This is a genomic window from Streptomyces griseoviridis, from assembly GCF_005222485.1.
Lineage (GTDB): Bacteria > Actinomycetota > Actinomycetes > Streptomycetales > Streptomycetaceae > Streptomyces > Streptomyces hintoniae.
The window spans coordinates 8,588,628-8,605,646 of the sequence record NZ_CP029078.1; the positions used below are offsets into that span (position 1 = coordinate 8,588,628).

The 17,019-nt window shown below is 74.2% G+C and carries 14 protein-coding genes; 6 read left to right on the top strand and 8 right to left on the bottom strand.

Features of this window, described 5'->3' with window-relative positions:
* Window positions 1-7: 7 nt before the first annotated feature.
* Window positions 8-1,228, bottom strand: coding sequence for a cytochrome P450 (locus DDJ31_RS37095; protein WP_127176040.1), 1,221 nt, complete (start codon window positions 1,226-1,228; stop codon window positions 8-10).
* Window positions 1,229-1,424: 196 nt separating this feature from the next.
* On the opposite strand from DDJ31_RS37095, the gene DDJ31_RS37100 reads away from it, so the two are divergent.
* The 3 genes from DDJ31_RS37100 (at window position 1,425) to DDJ31_RS37110 (ending at window position 4,089) form a co-directional block, all read left to right on the top strand.
* Window positions 1,425-2,099 carry a TetR/AcrR family transcriptional regulator gene (locus tag DDJ31_RS37100; protein ID WP_127176039.1) on the top strand — a complete coding sequence of 225 codons (675 nt, stop codon included), beginning with the start codon at window positions 1,425-1,427 and terminating at the stop codon, window positions 2,097-2,099.
* Window positions 2,092-3,156 carry a threonine aldolase family protein gene (locus DDJ31_RS37105; protein WP_127176038.1) on the top strand — a complete coding sequence of 355 codons (1,065 nt, stop codon included), beginning with the start codon at window positions 2,092-2,094 and terminating at the stop codon, window positions 3,154-3,156. The genes DDJ31_RS37100 and DDJ31_RS37105 overlap by 8 nt, the downstream gene beginning before the upstream one ends.
* 279 nt (window positions 3,157-3,435) lie before the next feature.
* Window positions 3,436-4,089, top strand: a complete 654-nt coding sequence (locus DDJ31_RS37110) for a TetR/AcrR family transcriptional regulator (RefSeq protein WP_127176037.1) — start codon at window positions 3,436-3,438, stop codon at window positions 4,087-4,089.
* Between the two features lie 23 nt (window positions 4,090-4,112).
* On the opposite strand, the gene DDJ31_RS37115 is transcribed toward DDJ31_RS37110, so the two are convergent.
* The 4 genes from DDJ31_RS37115 to DDJ31_RS40130 form a co-directional block, all read right to left on the bottom strand.
* Window positions 4,113-5,012 carry an expansin EXLX1 family cellulose-binding protein gene (locus DDJ31_RS37115; RefSeq protein ID WP_127176036.1) on the bottom strand — a complete coding sequence of 300 codons (900 nt, stop codon included), beginning with the start codon at window positions 5,010-5,012 and terminating at the stop codon, window positions 4,113-4,115.
* Window positions 5,013-5,149: 137 nt separating this feature from the next.
* On the bottom strand, window positions 5,150-6,310 hold the full coding sequence (locus tag DDJ31_RS37120; RefSeq protein WP_127176035.1) for an oxygenase MpaB family protein: 1,161 nt from the start codon (window positions 6,308-6,310) through the stop codon (window positions 5,150-5,152).
* Between the two features lie 118 nt (window positions 6,311-6,428).
* Entirely contained in the window at window positions 6,429-7,484 is a 1,056-nt protein-coding gene (locus DDJ31_RS37125) for a polyprenyl synthetase family protein (RefSeq protein ID WP_127176034.1), read from the bottom strand.
* On the bottom strand, window positions 7,474-7,920 hold the full coding sequence (locus tag DDJ31_RS40130) for a hypothetical protein (protein ID WP_431026685.1): 447 nt from the start codon (window positions 7,918-7,920) through the stop codon (window positions 7,474-7,476). Before DDJ31_RS40130 ends, DDJ31_RS37125 begins: the two co-directional genes overlap by 11 nt.
* A gap of 291 nt (window positions 7,921-8,211) precedes the next feature.
* Here DDJ31_RS40130 and DDJ31_RS37135 point away from each other — a divergent pair, with 291 nt between their 5' ends.
* The 3 genes from DDJ31_RS37135 to DDJ31_RS37145 all read left to right on the top strand — a co-directional run bounded on the left by DDJ31_RS37135 (window position 8,212) and on the right by DDJ31_RS37145 (window position 9,843).
* A complete protein-coding gene (locus DDJ31_RS37135) occupies window positions 8,212-8,475 on the top strand; it encodes a DUF5133 domain-containing protein (RefSeq protein ID WP_127176033.1) in 264 nt (87 codons plus the stop codon).
* Window positions 8,476-8,549: 74 nt separating this feature from the next.
* Window positions 8,550-9,389 (top strand): DUF1206 domain-containing protein, encoded by an 840-nt coding sequence (locus tag DDJ31_RS37140; RefSeq protein ID WP_127176032.1) that lies wholly within the window; start codon window positions 8,550-8,552, stop codon window positions 9,387-9,389.
* A 28-nt stretch (window positions 9,390-9,417) separates the two neighbouring features.
* Complete coding sequence (locus tag DDJ31_RS37145) at window positions 9,418-9,843, top strand: hypothetical protein (RefSeq protein WP_127176031.1); 426 nt, start codon at window positions 9,418-9,420, stop codon at window positions 9,841-9,843.
* A gap of 248 nt (window positions 9,844-10,091) precedes the next feature.
* Here the strand turns inward: DDJ31_RS37145 and DDJ31_RS37150 are convergent, their stop codons facing one another.
* The 3 genes from DDJ31_RS37150 to DDJ31_RS37160 are packed head-to-tail and all read right to left on the bottom strand — an operon-like array spanning window position 10,092 to window position 16,881.
* Window positions 10,092-12,083, bottom strand: a complete 1,992-nt coding sequence (locus DDJ31_RS37150) for a hypothetical protein (RefSeq protein WP_127176030.1) — start codon at window positions 12,081-12,083, stop codon at window positions 10,092-10,094.
* Window positions 12,080-15,724: a vWA domain-containing protein gene (locus DDJ31_RS37155; RefSeq protein WP_127176029.1), complete on the bottom strand. Its 3,645-nt coding sequence runs from the start codon at window positions 15,722-15,724 to the stop codon at window positions 12,080-12,082. The genes DDJ31_RS37150 and DDJ31_RS37155 overlap by 4 nt, the downstream gene beginning before the upstream one ends.
* Window positions 15,721-16,881 (bottom strand): ATP-binding protein, encoded by a 1,161-nt coding sequence (locus tag DDJ31_RS37160; protein ID WP_127176028.1) that lies wholly within the window; start codon window positions 16,879-16,881, stop codon window positions 15,721-15,723. The genes DDJ31_RS37155 and DDJ31_RS37160 overlap by 4 nt, the downstream gene beginning before the upstream one ends.
* Window positions 16,882-17,019: the final 138 nt, after the last annotated feature.

The following is a 17,019-nucleotide window of genomic DNA, read 5'->3' on the forward strand; positions in this document are numbered from 1 at the left end:
GATCGGGTCACCATCGCACCGGCACCTCCCGCAGCCCGCCCACGGCGAGCCCCGCCAGCGGCTTCAACTCCGTGACCGGCACGGCCAGTTCGAGGCTCGGCAGGGTGCGCAGCAGCACCTCAAGGACGACCTGGAGCTCGGTGCGGGCCAGCGCCTGGCCGAGGCAGGAGTGGGGTCCCGCGCCGAAGGTGAGGTGCGGGTTGGGGCTGCGGCCGAGGTCCAGCTCATCGGCGTCGGCGAAGGCCCGTTCGTCGCGGTTGGCGGCGGAGAGGCCGCAGAAGACGGTGGTGCCGGTCGGCACCACCGTGCCGTCGATCTCGAAGTCCTCGGTGAGGAAGCGCCGGACGCCGAAGCCGCCCAGGTTGGCGTCGGCGCGCAGCACCTCGTCGACGGCGGTGCGCACCAGCGACGGATCGGCCACCAGGCGCTCCCAGCGGCTGCGGTCCGCGAGCAGCATGGCGATCATCTTGCCGATCATGTTCGCCGTCGTCTCGTGCCCGGCGACCAGCAGCGAGATGCCGGTGTCGCGCAGCTCCGGGTCGGTCAGCCCCTCGCCCTCCGCGCGGCTCTCCTCGATCAGGGTGCTGATCAGGTCCTCGCCCGGCGCGGCCCGCTTCGCGGCGATCAGCTCGGTCATGTAGGCGGCGAACTCGGCCTCCGCCGCCTCCGTCTCCTTGCGGGTGTAGCGGTCGATGTTGAGGAACGCGTCGGACCAGTAGGAGAAGCGGTCGCGGTCCTCGACGGGGGCGCCGAGCAACTGGCAGATCACCGAGACCGGGAGCGGGAACCCGAGCGCCGCCTTGAGATCGGCGGGCGCGCCCCCTGCCACCATGGCCTCGATCAGCGTCTCGGCGGTCCTGGTCATGCCGGGACGCAGGGCCGTCATCCGTTTCGCGGTGAAGTACCGGCCCACGTGCCGCCGCCACCGCTGGTGCTCGGCGCCCTTGAAGGCGATGGAGAGCGCGGTGTCGTTGCGGGTCGCCACCCCGCCGCCGTCCTCGGGGGCGACGCGGGCGCTGTCGTCACCGGGCAGCGGGCGGGAGAAGCGGGTGTCGGACAGGAGCGCTTTGACGTGGTCGTAGCGGGTCAGGAGGGCGCCGGTGTCACCGCTCGGCAGCTCGATGGTGGCCACCGGGCACCGGGCGCGCAGCCGCTCCCATTCGGCGGGCGGCTCCAACGGGCTCTCGGTGGGCAGCGGCAGACGGACGACTGGGTCGTTCTGGCTCATCTGGCCTCTCCGTGCGTGGGGGACCTGACCGTCATTTAAATCAACGGGTTTATTCAACGTAGGCTCCGGCACGGACGGCGGCAAGGGGGCGCGGGCGGGTGTGGCCTGATGTGATCGACGGCGGGCGTGATCGCCGGCCGGCAGCGCCCTGCCCCGTGATCCGGCCACCGATACGTCGTACCGTACGATGACCCGCATGCCTCGACGCTCCGCATCGCTCGACCGCGCCACCCCGGACCGCATCGCCGAGGCCGCCCTGCTCCTGGTCGACGAGGGCGGACCCGAGGCGCTGACCTTCCGCGCCCTGGCCGCCCGCCTGGAGATCTCCCTCGCCTCCCTCCAGCGCCGCTGCACCGACCTCGCCGGACTGCTCGACCTGTGCACCGACCATCTGGCCGCCCGGCTGCCCGACGTGCCACCCGGCACCGACTGGGCCACCGCGACCGAGACCCGGTTCACCGCCCTGTACCGGCTGCTGACCGCCCACCCCGGCCTGCTCGCCCTGCGCGGCACCCGCCCCTGGCTCGGCCCGCACCTCCTCGCCCGCCTGGCCGAACCCCAGATCGCCGCCAACCTCGCCGCCGGCCTGGAACCCGAGCGGGCCGTCACCGCCTACCGGCGGATGTACCTGCTCACCCTGGGCAGCGCCGGCTTCGTCGACCACCGCGACCCCCGCGCCACCCGGGCCGCCACCCGCGCCGCGCTCGCCGCCCTCGACCCCGCCGACTTCCCCGCCCTGACCGGCCATCAGCACGCGATCGTGGCCGCGATGACCGACCACGACGTCTACCACGGCGCCCTGCGCCAGCTCATCGACGCGGCGGATCCGGCCGCGCCCACCGCCACCCCGAGGAACCCGGCCCATGACTGACACCCGCCCCCTGCCCCGCGTCTTCAGCAGCGACAACACCGCGGGCACCTCACCCGAGATAGCCGACGCGGTCGCCCGCGCCGTCACCGGACCCGCCCTGCCCTACGGCGCCGACGCCGTCACCGGGCGCGTCCGCGACCGGCTCCGCGAGATCTTCGAGACCGACGTCGACGTCCTGATCGTCTCCACCGGCACCGCCGCCAACGTCCTCAGCCTGGCGGCCCTCACCCCGCCCTGGGGCAGCGTCCTGTGCCACCGTGACAGCCACATCAACAACGACGAGTGCGGGGCGCCCGAGTTCTACACCGCGGGCGCCAAACTGGTCCCGCTCGACGGCAGGGACGCGAAGATCGACCCGGATCTGCTGCGCACCGCCGTCCGCCACAAGACCGGTGACGTGCACAGCGTCGAACCGTCCGTGGTCAGCGTCACCCAGGCGACCGAGACCGGCGCCGTCCTCACCCCCGACGAACTCGGCACCCTCGCCACCATCACCCGCGACGCCGGGCTGCGCCTGCACATGGACGGCGCCCGGTTCGCCGGAGCCGTCGCCGCCCTCGGCCGCACCCCCGCCGACCTCACCTGGCGGGCCGGCGTCGACCTGCTGTCCTTCGGCGCCACCAAGAACGGCACGATGACCGCCGACGCGATCGTCGTCTTCGACCGCGCCCTCACCCCCGAACTCTCCTTCCGCGCCAAGCGCGCGGGCCAGATCGCCGCCAAGAACCGCTTCCACGCGGCCCAGTTGGACGCCTACCTCACCGACGGACTCTGGCTGCGCAACGCCGCCCACGCCAACTCCATGGCCGCCAGGCTCCGGCACGGCCTGAACGCGGTCCCCGGCGTCGAACCGCTCGGCACGACCGACGCCAACATCCTCTTCTGCCGGCTGCCGCAGCCGGTGATCGAGAAGCTCCTCGCGGACGGCTTCGTCTTCTACCACGACCGCTGGGAGCCGGGCGTCGTCCGCCTCGTCACCTCGTTCGCGACGACCGAGGACGACGTCGACGACCTGCTGCGGGCCGTCGGCGACGCGACGGCGACCGGAAGCCGTTGACCCCGGGAGGCGGAAGGCGGGAGGCGGGCGCGGCGGAAGGTGGGCGGCGGGAGGCGGGAAGGCGGAAGGAGGGAGGCGCAAGGCGAAGGCGGACGGCGGACGGCGCCAGGCCCGGCCCTCGGCGGAATCCGCGGGCCCGCCGCGGTCGCGGCGATCATGCCGGGCGGCGAGTGCGTAGGCTTCCGTCGTCCGCTCTCGCCGACCCGGCCGAGAACTCGCGGCGGCCTGGGGGACGGGCCGCCCCGAGCTGAGACGACCTGTCCCGAGGCGGTGGTCGTGATGCCCCAGAGATCCAGACGGGACGAGCAGGTCAGCGCGACGCGCGAGGCGCTCCTCGACGCGGCCGAGCGCCTGTTCGCCGAGCACGGCGTGCACGCCGTCGCCAACCGCCAGATCAGCCTCGCCGCGGGTCAGGGCAACAACGCGGCGGTCAGCTACCACTTCGGCACCAAGACCGACCTGGTGCGCGCCGTGGCCCGCAGACACGCCGAACGCATAGAGGTCGGCAGACAGCGCATGATGGCGCAGGTCGGCGACTCCGCCGACCTGCGCGACTGGCTGGCCTGCGCGGTACGGCCGGTCACCGAGCACCTGGAGCACCTCGGCACCCCCAGCTGGTACGCCCGCTTCATGGCCCAGGTCATGTCCGACCCGGCGCTGCGCGCCGACATGAACGAGGCCTTCATGGACGCGTCCCCCTCGATGCGGCTGCTCCAGGAGAACCTCAACCGCTGCCTGCCCGACCTGCCGGCCGGTGTGCACGCCGAGCGCGGCGCGATGACCCGTCACCTCATCACCCAGATGACCGCCGAACGCGAACGCTCCCTCGCCGACAACACCCCGACCTCGCGCGCGAGTTGGCGCGAGACGGCGGACGGTCTGATCGACGTGATCGTCGCCCTGTGGCAGGCTCCGGTCACCCCGGGGCGCTGAACACTCGCCTGTGCGGCGGTCGTTCAGTGCCGGGTGAACTGGACCCCGGTCGGCTGCACGGTGTCGGGGCGTACCGCGATCCCGTCCAGCGTGAGCCGCTCGCCGTAGATGTCGGTGACCCGGATCGAGCCGCCGCAGCCGCCGCCGTCCTCCGCGAGGAAGTAGTTGTAGTCGGCGCGCGGCAGCGCCCGCCACCCGCCACCGGTCCGCACCTCCAGGCGGGCCAGGGGATTGCGGTGGCCGATCAGCTGGATGCCGCACCACCACCGCGTCGACCCGGTCTTGTAGCGCACCGAGACAGTGCCGGTGTCGCTCGGGCTCACCAGCGTCCAGGAGATCGGCACCCGGCCCGCCGACGGCGCGGCCAGCCGGGCGAACGCCTCCGCGCTCAGGTCGATCTGGCCGGGCGCGCAGTCGCCGGGACACTCGTTGGTGATCCGTACGGTGACGGAGCCGCCGCCCGCGTCGACGCGCACGAACGCGCCACAGGCGCGGGCGGATTCGTAGTCGGCGGAGTTCATCGCGCCGGTCAGCACATCGCCGCCCGGGTCGTACATGCAGGCGCCGCCGCCGTCGGCGTCGTAGAAGGTGGCGACGCCCCGGTAGGTCACCCCCGGCTTGATCCGCCCGGCCAGGGGCGCGCTCGCGGTCACCGCACGGGTGCTGCGCTCCGCGGGCCGGGTGGCCGAGACCGTCGGGGACGGGGCGTGCACCGACGCTCCGGGGCTCTCGGCGGCCGTCGGCGACGCGGACGGCGAGCCCGGCGTGCTCCCGGTCGGGGAGGCGCCGCTCGCTCGGGCGCCGGCCACGGACCCGGCGTCACGGCTGCCCGGGTCGAAGCCGTCACCCTGGAGCAGGACGATCACCAGGGAGACGACGACGAGCGCCGACGCCGCCGACAGGAACAGCCAACGCCTGGGCAACCGACCCGACCTCCTCGGTGCCGCCGCGCGCGGACGCGGGCGACGGAAGGTGCGATCGTGCCAGAGACAAGTACGGCCGTTCAAGGCGGAGTTCGGCCGCCGAGCATCCCGCTCGGTGCGGCGCTGGTGGTGCGCCGTCAGGAGACGGTGGCGGCCGGTGGTGTCCAACGCCGGTTGCGCGGCGGGGCGGTGGAGACACCGTAGTCGTCCTTGAGGTGCTCGGGGATGGCGTAGTGCATCACCCGGCCCCGGGTCAGCGACGACAGTTCGAGGACGGTCGTGAGGTGACCGAGCCGGTCGAGGGCCCAGGCGCCGAGCGGCGAGCGGTCCTCGATCGTCTCCAGGACGCCCAGCAGCCGGGGCGCGGCCTTGACGAGGGTGTCCCACGAGGTGCGCGGCACCTGGAGCCAGTCGGCGCAGAGGTCACCGATCAGATAGCGGATGAGGGCGGCGACGACCGGATCGAGGAGCGTGCCCGGCACCACCTCCTCGTACAGGTCGATGAGTTGGCGGGTCAGCAGGGCGCCCTCGGGCGACGGGCCCATGTGCCGGGTCATGTAGAGGTCCAGGAAGTGTCGGGCCTCGTCGAGGGACGTCGGGACGGCGTCCTGGTCGACGCCGAGCATGGCGCCGACCACCCGCCAGGCGTACAGATACGCGTCGGCGCCCTCCGTGGACATGTGGATGCCGAGCCGGTGCAGACTGTCGAGGACCAGCATCGAGAAGAACATCTGCCCCCCGATCATGTCCTCCTGGCAGATCGGGGTCCCCGACTCCGCCTCGTCCCAGCGGTTCTCGCGCCGCAGGTGGTGACGGATCGAGGCGTGCAGGAGCCGCACCTTCTGCGCCGCCGGGATGAACCTGCTGCCCGCCTCGAACGCGCCGGGCTGCATCAGGTAGACCGTGAACTGGCCGGTCTCCGCCATCCGTTTGGACGGGTACTTCAGTCCGTGCGTCGCCGCCAGGAGCCTCGCCACGGGCGGGACGAGATAGCAGGCGGGCATGGCAGCGAAGGACAGCGCGGTGGAGATGTGCACGTTGTTGTCGATGAAGAACAGACGCGCCTTCTCCATCTGCGACCAGTCCACCCAGGACGGCGGGGCACTGGTCGCGGCCAGATACTCCCGGGCCACCTCGGGCAGCCCGTCGGGCAGCGGGGAGCCGACGGTGGAGACGTACCGCATCAGCGTGTTGAACTTCCCCACCTCCCCGCGGTCGAAGAGGGCGGCGACGGTGGCGTCGGCGAGTTCGTCACCGACCTGCCGCAGCGCGTCCGCCGACGCCTCGGTGTGCATCATCGGGACCTGACTCCTGTCGGGGAGGGGACGGGGAGGTGAGGGGGAAGTGGAAGGGGAGTTGCTGGGTGCGGTCGGCGGGTGCGCGCGCCGTCCCATGCGGGCCTGGGGCGGGCCGAGTTCAGGTCGCGCGGTCGGCCGCCGAGTGGGCGAGGGCGGTCAGGGCCGCCTCGGCGTGCGCGGGGACGTCAAGGCCGTGCAGCGCGTCCAGAGCCTCCCGGACCCGCGCCAGGATCATGCCCTCCACCCGCTCGGGCGCCCTCAGCCGCACCATCATCTCGCGCACCGACTCCAGCGTGTCACCCGTAGGCGCGCCCCGGCCGAGGAGGCGGTGGAGCCGGGCCCGGTCCTCGGTGTCCGCCATCCGCCAGGTCTCCGCCAGCAGCACGGTGGGCCGACGGCCGCGTACGTCGTCCGAGTTGGCCTTCCCGGTGTGCGCAGGGTCCCCGAACAGGCCGAGCAGATCGTCCCGCAGCTGGAACGCCTCTCCCAGCGGCAGCCCGTAGGCGGAGTACCCGTCCAGCAGCGCGCCGCCCGCTCCCGCCAGGGTGCCGCCGATCAACAGGGGCTGCTCGACGGTGTACTTGGCCGTCTTGTAGCGGATCACCTTCAACGACTGGCCGGTGTCCGGAGCGGTTCCGGTCCGCAGGATCTCCAGGCACTCGCCCGCGATCAACTCCCGTGCCAGCGCCGACCACAGCGGGCGGGCCCGTGCCAGGTACGCGGCGGGCAGACCGCACGTCGCGAACAACTGCCCGGCCAGCGCCATCAGGAGATCACCCACCAGCAGGGCCAGCGACCGCGCCGCGCCGACACTGCGCGGGTGGGGTCCCGCCGCGTCCCGCAGGGCGACCTGCGCGGTGGGCCGGCCGTGCCGCATCGGACTGTCGTCGATGAGGTCGTCGTGCACGACCGCGGCGGCGTGCACCAGCTCCATGGACGCCACCGCCCGCAGCAGCGCGTGGTTGTCCGGCTGGCCCACCGCCCGCCAGCCCCAGTAGCAGAACGCGGCCCGCAGCCGTTTGCCGTCGCTGACCGCCGCTTCGAGCTGCGCGGCCACCGGCTCCAACGACCCGTCGATCGCGATGAGATGGTCGGCCTCCTCGGCGACGAAGCGCCGCAGCACCTCGTCCACCCGTGACTTGAAGTCGGCCGACGCCCACCGGTCACTCGCCATCGCGGACCCGCGGTTGGTCCGGGCGCGGCTGGTGCGGCGGATTCGGCGATTCCTGAGGGGCCTGCGAATCCTGAGGGGTCTGTGGGTCCTGTGGGTCCCGAGGGTTCTGCGGGTCCTGTGGGGAGTGTCGCCGGTCCTGCGGGTTCGGCCGGGCCTGCTGATTCCGGTGGGTCTGCTGAGACTGTCGGGCCAGCACGTGCCGGGCGAGGATCTCCAGGTGGGCCGGGGGCACGGTCGCGTACCGGTCGAGGAACAGGCGGCCACGCGCCGTCAGTTCGTCCGACGCCTGCGACGCCAGCTCCGTGGCGTCGGAACGGCGCAGCAGGGCCCGTGCCGTGCCCAGCGCCGACCCCGCCGTGTCCACTGCCAGATCGGCCAGCCCGGCCGCCAGCAGCACCGCCCGCCCGCCGCCACGACGTCCCACGTCACGGATCATGCCGTCTCCCCACTCCCGAACCCCGCCCAGATTCAGGCCCCGTAGCGCCCGGCGGAGCCGGAACTCACCATCGAGTGAACGACTCGTTCGCCCGTGCTGGGTTTGGCCGGGGGATCGCCGGGCACACGGAGGTTCGCGCTTCGGACCCGAGGCGAGGCCGACAAAGGCGTTCGGCCGTGGGGTTCAGGCGCATTTTCCATGCCCGGAAGGCACGTCGGCGAGCGCTGCCGGGACCCCGCTCGGGCCATGAAGCGACTTGCTGTTGCCAGGTGAACCAGAGGAGCGTGTCAGATGCTGATCCCTCACCCCGTCGTCCTGTGGAACCTCCTCGACGAGTACGAGGCCGCGCGTACCGCCGAGGCGGCGAGCCCGGCGACCACCCAGGGACCGGGACGGCGTGTGCAGGACATCGCCTACACGCTCTGCGTGCTGACCAGCACCCGGGACGTCACGCTGGCCCTCGAGGCCGCCCACCGGCTGCTCGGCACCGGGAAGGCCGCCGCGCCCGACGGGTCCTCGCGCTCCCTCACGGCCTCCTCGGACGTCTACGCCTGACCTGAGCAAGTCCGACAGCCGCCCCGGCGTGTGCGCGTCCGCGCCGGGGGCATCCGCACCCGCAGGAGGTCCACATGAACTCGACAGCCATGGCCCGTTCGGGCCGCACGCACGCCGAGCGGGCCGCACGCGGTTCGGCGACCGAGGGTGCGGCCCGCGCCGGACTCACCGCGCGGGGCGTCATCTATCTGCTCGTCGGCATCCTGGCGATCCAGGTGGCCTTCGGCGACAGCAGCCGCCAGGCCGACCGCGGCGGCGCCCTTGAGGAGATAGCCCAGCACAGCTTCGGCGTGGTGGTGCTCTGGGCGCTCGCCGCGGGACTCGTCGGGATGGCGCTGTGGCGGCTCTCGGAAGTCGTCTTCGGCGCGGCGGGACAGGACGGGCGCAAGGCCCGCAAACGCGCGATGTCGGCGGTCCGTTGCGTCTTCTACTCGTTCGTCGCCTACTCCGTCATCATGTTCGCCGCCTCCCCGGGCGGCGGCGGTGGCGGATCGAGCGACAAGCAGTCCCGTGACGTCACCGCCAGGGCGCTGGGACTGCCCGGCGGCCAGTGGATCGTCGGCCTCGCGGGCGTCGGTGTCGTCGCGGCCGGCGTCTGGATCGGCGTCCGCGCGGTGCGGCGCAAGTACCACGACAAGCTGAAGCTCGGCGAGATGTCCCGCAGGACCCGCCAGCTGGTCGACGTGACCGGCGTCGGCGGCGGCGCGGCACGCGGCCTGGTCTTCGCCACCGCGGGCGTCTTCGCCGTCCGGGCCGCCATCGACTACGAACCCGACCGCGCGAAGGGCCTGGACGACACGCTCCGCAGCCTCGCCCACACCCCGCTCGGACCGTGGCTGCTGGTCTGCGTGGCGCTCGGATTCATGCTGTTCGGTCTCTTCTCCTTCGCCCTCGCCCGGTGGCGGAAGGTCTGACAACCGGCGGACGGGGAAGGCGGACCTGATGAACGAGCCCGAACTGCCGGAGAACAGCCCCGTCGACATCTACCTCGATCTGCTGCGCGCCCGGATGGACTCCGAGGACTACCGACTGCTGATCGAAGCGGTCGAGCCCGCCCTCCGCGCGATCGAGGAGCACCGCCTGCCCGAGATGGAGTTCGCCATCGACGACCGGCCCGAGAGCCTGCCCCCGAAAATCCGCGACGAGGCCGTCCTCGTCATCGCGGCCGCCGTCACCGGACGGCTGGACAACGAGGTCGTCGAGATCAGCCTCGGCGACGAGAGCCCGGTCCGCCTGGTCACCGACGCGGACACCGCCACCGACCCGGAACGGCTCGGCGAGATCGCCACGTATCTGCGCGAGCGCCGCCAGCAGGACGAGGTGTTGCGAGGCATCGCGGAGGCCAGCGATCTGCCCACCGATCTCTGACCTCCCGTCTCGGGTCTCTGACCTGCGGCCATGGGGCTCTGACCTCCGGCCATGGGTCTCTGACCTGTGGCCATGGGTCTCTGGCCTCCGGTCTCTGAGGCGATCGTCGCGCCGGGCGTCCGGCCTGGCGTGGGTCTGCGAGGCGGAGGCGGGCCGTCAGCCGCCGGGCTGACGGCCCGCCTCCGTGCTTTCCCCCTCCCTCATCGCACCAGCCCGTCATTCCGCCGGTCTGTCATCGCACTGGCCCGTCATCCCACCGGTTCGGCTGTCGGCCGTGCGTCCGTGGCCGGCCTCGGTCGCCAGGTGGCCTGTATCAGGGCGCGTTCCGCTCCCGTCAGGTAGACGGCCGCCGCGAGCCAGGCCCGCGCGTAGGCGTCCGGGTCGGCCTCCCCGGTCCGCCCGAAGACGTCACGGGAGCGCCGGTCCGCCTCGGCCGCCAGACCGGTCGCGAGGTCCGCGGCCGTCCGGAACCCGGCGCGCCGCAGGGCGGCCCCGGCTCCGCCCCGGTCGCCGTCCCTGGCCGGCTCTGCCGCGGCCCGTCGGCCGCCGGACACGGCGACCTCGACCAGTCTGCGCAGCCGCCACAGCGGGGCCTCCGCCAGCGGGTCGGGCGGCGGCTCCGTCAGCGCGGTGACGGCGGGCAGCTCCTCGGACGGCGGGAAATGCGCGCCCTCCAGACGGTCGTAGCCCAGATCGGCGTGACCGCCCCACCCGGCCGGCAGTCGAAGCGTCGCCCCGGTGTCCGGGAGCGGCGCCACCGCGAGGGGACGCAAGGTCGCCGCCCGTTCGGGCTCCAGCCGGCCGATCACGCGCAGCCGCAGCCCCGGACGGGCCGCCAGCTGGCGGAAGTTGGCCGTGTGCGCGAGGTCGGGATGACCATTGGCCGGGGCCAACCGGATCAGGACGCCCTCGTCGTCAGGCCGTCCGGCGCGGATCTCGCGGGCGATCAGCTGACCGTCGGCCGTCCCGGCGACGACCAGATCGCAGCCGACCAGCTCACGCGCCCGCTGCTCAGCCCGCTCCGGATCCACCCCGGGTGCCCCGCCGAGCCGCTCGGCGACGATCTCCTCCAACGGCCGCGCGAACAGCGCCCCGAGCGGACCCGACGCCCACGGCAGACCGGCCACCGGAGTGGCCCTGACGCCCTTGCCCGCGCCCAGCCGGCCTTCGGGGGAGAGCGTCGCGCCCGCGATCAGCAGCCCGCCCCTGGCGAGTTGGGCGTGGTCGAGGCCGCCCGAGCCGATCATCACGGTCGCGGTGCCCGCGCCCCGGGCCCGCGCCACCCCGCCGGGCTTGACGTCGGCCACCGAGAACCAGCGTCCGTCGTCGCCGACGACATGGGTGACGACACCCCCGTACCCGGTGGCCGAGAGCACCGGCTCCCGGCACACCCCGCGCACCCGCAGACTGCCGCCCGGCCGGTAGGCGCGGCGGGCGGTGCCGAGCAGCGACCCGTCCGGCTCCGCCCGCGCCAACAGGCCACTGGTGAGCAGCAGTTCGCTCAGGGCGGCGACGAGGTCGGCCAGCCGGTGCCCGTCGTGACGGGCGCGCGCGCCGCGCAGCCCGCGCACCACCCGCAGCGCGGCGGCCTCGGCGCGGTGCAGCCCCGCGAGCCGCGCGGTGTGCGCGGCCCTCAACAGCTCCGCCTGCGGCACCGCGCCCGCGGCGGGCACCCCGGCGCCGAGCACCGCCGCGGCCGCCGTCCACAACCCGCGCGCGGCGGCGATCTGGGCACCGGTCGGCGGCGACGGCTCGCTCTCCGCCCGCCCGGACGAGGGATCTCCCTCAGCGGGCGGGACGACCGACTCCGACGACACCGGTACGGCACCTTCGGCGACGGCGTTGCCCGCGTTGGCGTTGGCGTTGGCGTTGGCGTTGGCGTTGGCGTTGGCGTTGGTGTCGTCGGCGTCGGTGGCGGCACCGGTCTCCGTCTCGACCAGGGTCTCCGCGTCCGCCACCGGGCAGGCACCGAGCACCGCGGCGCGATGCAGGCACCGGGGTGCGAGCAGGCAACTGCACACCGCCTGATCGGCGTCCGTGACCGTGCCCGAAGGTCCGGGCGTCAGCACGACCTCGGCGTCCTCACCGCAACGCACCCGTCGCACGGCCCCCTCGGTGCCGACCGGGAGCGCCGCGTACCCCTCGATCGCGGCGTCGAGCTTCTTGCGCAGCCGGGAGGTCAGACTCTCGACGGCGGCGGCGACCACATCGGGCGCCACCGGGGGCAGTTCGGCGTTCATCGGGACTCTCCGCGGAGGCGGTCGCCCACCCAGCGGGCGAGGGCGAGGGGACTGAGGGCGGCCACGGGCATGCCGGCCGCGACGAGCTGCTGGGCGATCGGCACCGAGTAGCGCGGGGTGCCGGTGTCGTCCAGCGCGGCGCAGCCCATCAGATGGGCACCGGAGGTCGCGAGGGCCCGCACCTCGCCGAGGAGTCCGCCCAGCGGATAGCCCTCCTCGAAGTCGCTCACCACCACCACGAGGGTCCGGCTCGGCACGGTCATCAGCGAACGGGCGTGCGCCAGCCCGGCCGCGATGTGCGTACCGCCGCCGACCCGCACCTCAAGGAGGAGCGACAGCGGATCGTCGACCCGGTCGGTCAGATCGATCACCTCGGTGGAGAACGCCAGGAAGTGCGTCGACAGCGTCGGCACCCCGCCCAGCACGGCCGCGGTCAGCGCCGACCAGATGACGGACGCCTCCATCGACCCCGACACGTCGACGACGAGGATCAGCCGCCAGTCCGCCTCCCTGCGCGAGCGCGTACTGAACACCGGCCGCTCCGGGACGACCAGGGTGCGGCCGTCCTCGGTCCTGCGGGCGTGCGCCAGATTGGCCCGCAGGGTACTCGGCAGATCGATGCGGCCACCCGGTCGCCGGGTCGGCCGGGGCGTCGCCAGGCCCGTCAGCGCCGGACGCATCCTCGTGGCCAGCTCCTTCGCCAGCTCCTCGACCAGCCTGCGCACCAACGGGCGCAGCCGGGCGAGCTGCTGCTCGGGCATGCCCCCGGCGAGGGAGAGCACGGAGGTCAGCAGGTCGACCGAGGGGCGGACCGTCGTCGGATCGATCTCCGCCAGCACATCGGTACGGCCCTGGTCGGCGGCGCGGGCGAGGACCTCCTCGCGGACCTCCGCGCCGAACAGGGCGTCCAGCTCCTCGGCCCACTCCCGGGCGGTGGGGAAGGACCCCTCCTGGCCGCCGCCCTGCCCCGGGAGATCCGTCGCGCCCTCGCCGCGTCCGCCGCCGTACAGCTCGTCGAGCGCGTGCGCGTACCGGCGCGCGTGCGACGGCAGCTTCTCGCTCTCCCGCCCGAGCAGCAGCCGCCAACGGTCGGCGACGGAGAGCTGGAGCCCCGGCGCGACGACGCGCGGAACGGGGGCGGAGACCTGGCCGGGGCGGGGTCCGTCAGCACCGAACTCCGCTGTCACCACGGGAACGCCGGGTGTCCGCCGGGACCGCGGCGTCTCCGCCTCGACGGCGGGCGTCGGCGCGGGTTCGCCGTCCGCCGCCCCCGTCCCGGCCGTGAGCCGCAGGGCGTCGACGGCCGTGCGTCCCGCCGCGTCCGCCGCCGTCCACAGGGCGAGCAACTGGGGCGAGGCGGCGAGCGACAGGTCGAGGCGGTCGCCCAGCCGCTCGGTGACGGTGTCCAGGAGACGGTTCCGGCCGGCCGGGCTGAGCGTGTCGAACCCGCCGCGCAGAGCCGGCAACCGGTCCAGGAAGTCCTGGTCGGCGAGGGTGTCGATCCGGTCAAGCACCGGATCGAACGCGGTCGGCGCCGACTGGAACAGGGACGCCGCCGCGCCGAGCAGCCCGGTGAGCCGGCGGGCCAGCGCACGGCGCCCGTCCGCACCGGTCGCCATGTCGATCCAGCCGGCCGCCCGGGTGCCGAGGACGTCGGCGCCGTCGAGGTCGAGCAGCACCCGCGCGGCGAGAGCGGCGCCCTGCACGAGCGGTGTGCCGGTGCGCGCCAGAGCGGCCAGGGCGTCGTCCATCCGCAGCCCGAGACGGTGCTCACCGGCCCGGGAGGCCAGCGCCACCAGCGCCCCGGCGTCCTCGGGCTGGTCGCTGCCGGCCAGGCCGGGCAGCGCCCGCACCGCCGACTCCACCAGCTCCGCGGCCAGGTCACCCGCCGCCGCGCGCCCCTCGGAAGTCGTGCCGGGCAGATGGCCGCGGCGCAACGCCTCCAACAGGTCGAGCGCCGTGAGGATCTCCGGGAGCGTCGCGGTGGCCGGGAGCACCTCGGCGGCGTCGGCGAGACGCTCCGCGACCAGCCCCGGCAGATCACAACGGGCCGCCGCCCGCAGCCCGTCGAGGACCAGCGCGCAGGTGGCCCCGCCCTCCGTGGACTCCCTGCGGAACGTCTCCCGCAGCGTGCCCTCGGCGGCCAGGGCGGCGGTCACCCCCCTGACCCCGGCCAGGTCGAGCCTGACCGGCACGGCCGGGGTCCACGACAGCCGCCACCGGGTGGTGAGCGCCGACGCGTCCCCGGTGCCCGCCACCGCCACCGACTCGCCGTACCCCGCGCCGCACACCGCGAGCCGCTGGAGCAGGACCTCCCGGCGGCCGTCGAGGTCGGAGCGGAGCGGATCGAGGCGCACCTCGCGCTCGTCGGGCTCGGCCGGCCGGGGCAGCCGGAGCGTCTCCAACTCCGCCTCCACACACGGTCCGAGCCCGGAACGCGGGGTGCCGGGCGCGGTCCTGCCACGGGTGGTGCCGACCAGCACCACCTCCAGCGCCCGCGCCAACGCCCGTCCCCTGCCGAGCGGTTCGCCCTGGCCCATGACCGTCGTCAGCGCCTCGAGCACCTCACCGCGCCCAGGCGCCGCGAGCCCGCGCAGCCTGGCCAGGTCGCACGCCACCCGCAGGGTCTCGGCGGCCTCACCGCTGCCCGCGGTGTGCCCCGCCGCGCGCAACTCCCGGCACACATCGGTGATCGCCCGTGCCGCCGCCGCGTGCAGCGCCTCGGGATCACCGCCCGCCGTGAACACCGCCTGCTGCCACCGGGGGTCCCGGATCCCGGCCGGGTAACCGGAACGGGCGTCCAGCAGATCGAAGGCGTACGGCACGAGCGAGGTGACGACCGCCGGCCGCCCCTCCTCGGCGGGAGCGGGAGCCCCGTGGTCCGCCCCGCCACCCCCGCCCGCCACCAACGCCGGTGCGTGGAAAGCCCCGACGACCGCCGCGACCCGCTGTCCCTGAGTGCCGGCCTCGGCGATCGTCCGGCGCATGTGCGCCTCACGCGCCAGGTCGAGGGCCGGTACCCGGCCGGCCGACTCGGCGTCGCGGCGCAGCGCCCAGCCGACGCCCAGCGCGGCCCTGCGGATCGCCTCGGCGGCGCAGCCGGGGGCGAGGACCTCCACACACCTGTCCCACAGGTCGTCGCCCGCGCGTCCGGTGCCCGCGGCGGTGAGGGCGTCCGCGAAGGCGGTGGGCACCGTCGCTCCGGCGAGCGCCGTACGGACGTCGTCCCCGGCGCCGTCGGGGACAAGGCCCTCGCCCGCCGGGACCGGTAGCTGTCCGTTCCACCGCGGATCGGACATCGGCAGGTCGCAGCAGACGACCCGGGCGCCGCGCTCCCGCGCCCAGCGCACCGCGGCGAGTTCGGGGGAGAAGTCGGCGAACGGATAGAACCCGAGCCGTCCGCCCTCGCCCGCCCCGGCCAGCGCGACCGGCGCGAGCGTGCCGGGCGCGGCCAGATGCACGATCCACGACTGGAAGTCGGCGGGCAGTTCCACACAGACGACCTCGGCGCCCGAGGCGTCGAGCAGCGCGGGCACGGCCGACGCCAGCGCCGGGCTGTGGTGCCGGACGCCCAGCAGATACGGCGTCCCGCTGTCGGCGAGGGCGGTGACGGCCGCCCTCGGCTCCTGGACGCCCGTCACCGCAGGTTCTCCCGCAGGTCCCAGAGGCGGCGCCAGACGGCGGAGCCGTCCTCCGCGCGCCGGCGCACCGGGCCGTCCCAGTAGCCGAGCAGCCGCGCGTGGTCGGCCGGGTCGTCCTTGCGGACCACGCCCAGCAGATGGCCGGGGACCAGGTCGAGGGAGTCACCGCCGGGCAGATAGGCGGCGGACACACCGAGGGACACGGCGACCTGCACCGCCTCGGCGGTGGACATCACCGTCCCCGGCTTCTCCACGTCCCAGCCCTCGGCCGACCGACCGGCCCGCAGATCACGGAAGACCGTGACCAGCACGTCGAGCACCGTGTCGTCGACGGCGAAGGCCGCGCCCGCCCGCTCCACGGCCGCCACCGCCTGCCGCCGCACCAGGGCCGTCTCCGCCTCGACGTCCGCGATCGGGTGCACCGTCTCGAAGTTGAAGCGCCGCTTGAGGGCGGCGGACATCTCCGACACACCGCGGTCGCGGAGGTTGGCGGTGGCGATGACGGTGAAGCCGGGGGCCGCCGCCACCTGGGCGTCGTCCGTCCCCGACAGCTCAGGCACGCTCATCCGCCGGTCGGACAGGATCGACACCAGGGCGTCCTGCACCTCGGGCAGGCAGCGGGTGATCTCCTCGACGCGCGTCACCCGCCCCGCGCGCATCGCGGCGAGCACGGGGGAGTCGACGAGGGCCTGCGGGGTGGGACCCTGGGCGAGCAGCAGCGCGTAGTTCCAGCCGTAGCGCAGCGCGTCCTCGGTGGTGCCCGCCGTGCCCTGCACGGTCAGCGCGCTGGTGCCGCAGACCGCCGCCGCCAGCAGTTCGGAGAGCATCGACTTGGCGGTGCCCGGCTCGCCGACGAGCAGCAGACCCCGCTCCCCGGCGAGGGTGACCACGCACCGCTCCACCAGCGCCCGTTCACCGACGAACTTGGGCGCTATCACGAGCCGGTCGGGCAGCGACCCGTGCGGCTCGGGGAGCTTGAGCTGCTCGCCGCCGCTGCCGCACACGAAGGTGATCACGGCGCGCGGGGTCAGCCGCCAGCCCGGCGGGCGCGGGCCCTCGTCATGGGCGGCGAGGAAGGTGAGTTCGGTGGCGTGGCGCTCCTCGGCGGGCAGGGTCTGCCGGGCCGGGAGGGCCGTCGCCGGGTCGATCGTGGTCATGGAGTTCCTTGGTCTGTGTGTCTGGGTTTGTGTCTGCGTGTCTTTGTGTCTGCGTGTCAGATGTCTGTGGGGCGTCGTGTTCTCGGGGGCGGGGGAGTGGCCCGTGCCGGGCCACTCCGCCCGCCCTCCCGGCGAAGG